The sequence below is a fragment of the Streptomyces flavofungini genome (assembly GCF_041028215.1).
GTDB classification, from domain to species: Bacteria; Actinomycetota; Actinomycetes; order Streptomycetales; family Streptomycetaceae; genus Streptomyces; species Streptomyces flavofungini_B.
In genome coordinates, this window is the sequence record NZ_JASKYR010001241.1 from 1 (window position 1) to 2,095 (window position 2,095).

The 2,095-nt window shown below is 73.5% G+C and carries 3 protein-coding genes; 1 reads left to right on the top strand and 2 read right to left on the bottom strand.

Annotated features, from left to right (window positions below; translation table 11 throughout):
• Window positions 1–21 precede the first annotated feature (21 nt).
• Window positions 22–225 (bottom strand): hypothetical protein, encoded by a 204-nt coding sequence (locus AB8Z36_RS40075; RefSeq protein ID WP_369218280.1) that lies wholly within the window; start codon window positions 223–225, stop codon window positions 22–24.
• A gap of 181 nt (window positions 226–406) precedes the next feature.
• Entirely contained in the window at window positions 407–688 is a 282-nt protein-coding gene (locus AB8Z36_RS40080) for a hypothetical protein (protein WP_369218281.1), read from the bottom strand.
• 196 nt (window positions 689–884) lie between these two features.
• Here AB8Z36_RS40080 and AB8Z36_RS40085 point away from each other — a divergent pair.
• The coding region (locus tag AB8Z36_RS40085; RefSeq protein WP_369218282.1) for a serine/threonine-protein kinase at window positions 885–2,095 on the top strand (1,211 nt) is incomplete at its 3' end.

Here is a 2,095-nt window from a genome sequence, read left to right on the forward strand (position 1 = left end):
CTTCCGGGCCTGGGGCGCCGCTCAGCGCCCCAGCATCACGCCCACGGACGACGCTTGTGTGACCACTGCGTCCCAGCCGCCGAAGACGACCACGAGCAGGGCTGCCAGAGGGAGGACCATGGCCGTCGCCACCAAGGGGTGGCGCGTGCCGGAAGGCCGGACGCCGAGCGCCGAGAACCTGCGACCACGATTGCGGATGACGGTCCGCGGTGCGATGTCCGCCATGGTTCCTCTCCTGACCGATCTCGATGTGGTTGTGGCAGCGGCGGGCGCTTGACCTCGGGGGACGAGTGCTGCACCCGCCGCTTGACCTCAAATCTAGGCGCGCGCGCCGTGCCCGACGTCATGCCCTCGTACCGATTGGCTGGCCTCCCGGAGGATGACCGGCCCGCGCTCGCGTACTCCCCTAGTTGGAGACGGGGGTCCAGGACTCAGGGTCTTCCCCGAGGGGGCGGCGTGCCTCCGCGGTGTCCTCCCTGGGGACCGGCTGCTCGACCAGGGCCAGGACCCGGGTCGCCATGAAGCGGGCGGTGCGCACGACGCCTCCGCCACGGGTGACTTCGCTCACTTCCACCACTCCTCTGCGCACCGCCGTCTCCACCCGGCGACCCGCCCGGCTCGCCACCACTTCGTAGGTGCGTGTCGTGTCCCCGGCATCCACGACTATCTCCACACGATCACCCTTCACGCGATCAATCCCCCTTCGGCGACGGATGGTTGGAGATCGGGGCAGCCGCAACGGCCATGCCCGCCCGGCCCCCTGACCACTCTTCAAGTTTCCCACCCGGCACTGACAATCCGTCGGCCCGCGAGGGCGCGGCCTCTGCACGTGCCCGCCCGTGGAAACGTAAGCTGTGGCTCGTCAGACGGACCGGGTAGCGGGGATGGACATGGCGATGATGCGGCTCCGGCGCGAGGACCCGCGTGTCGTCGGCTCGTTCAGGCTGCACAGGCGCCTGGGCGCCGGCGGCATGGGGGTCGTCTATCTGGGGTCGGACCGGAGGGGGCAGCGCGTCGCCCTGAAGGTGATCCGGCCCGACCTGGCGGAGGATCAGGAGTTCCGCTCGCGGTTCGCCCGCGAGGTCTCGGCCGCCCGGCGGATCAGGGGCGGCTGCACGGCGCGGCTCGTCGCCGCCGACCTCGACGCGGACCGCCCATGGTTCGCCACGCAGTACGTCCCGGGGCCCTCGCTGCACGACAAGGTCGCCGCCGAGGGGCCGCTCGCCGCGGCCGACGTGGCCGTGGTCGGTTCGGCGCTCGCCGAGGGACTCGTGGCCGTGCACGAGGCCGGTGTCGTCCACCGCGACCTCAAGCCGTCGAACATCCTGCTGTCCCCCAAGGGCCCGCGGATCATCGACTTCGGCATCGCCTGGGCCACCGGCGCCTCCACCCTGACCCACGTCGGCACGGCCGTCGGCTCGCCCGGTTTCCTCGCGCCCGAGCAGGTGCGCGGCGCCGCCGTCACCCCCGCCACGGACGTCTTCGCGCTCGGCGCCACGCTCGCCTACGCGGGCATGGCGGACTCCCCCTTCGGCCACGGCAGCTCCGAGGTCATGCTCTACCGGGTGGTGCATGAGGAAGCCCAGCTCAGGGGCGTTCCGGACTCGCTCGCGCCGCTGATCCGGGCCTGTCTCGCCAAGGACCCGGAGGAGCGGCCCAGCACGCTCCAGCTCTCGCTGCGGCTCAAGGAGATCGCCGCCCGCGAGGCACAGGGCCTCGGCGATCCCCGCCCGCCCGCGCCGCGCCAGGACCTGGACCGGCCCACGGGCAGGCTCGCCGAGAGCTACGCGGACCAGCACACCCAGCCSCGYKCRYSGCCCGGCGCCACTCCCCCGCCCCGTTCCGCCGGGCCACGCACGGGGGCGTCCTCGCGTACCGGGGCGTCCTCTCGTACGGGAGCGTCCTCGCGCGCGGGAGCCTCGCCTCGTACGGGGGCCTCGTCCCGCACGGGTGCTGCGCGCACCGGCGCGTCGAGGACCGGACCGCGGGCCTCGGGACCCCGCGACACCACCCGGTCGGGCAAGCGGCCCGCACCCCGCAGCGGCACCGGCCGTCCGGGTCAGCGCACCACAAGGACCAGGCTGCGCAGGCCCGC

Coding starts and splice junctions, on each gene's coding strand:
- AB8Z36_RS40075 (WP_369218280.1), bottom strand. CDS start 225: ATGGCGGACATCGCACCGCGGACCGTCATCCGCAATCGTGGTCGCAGG.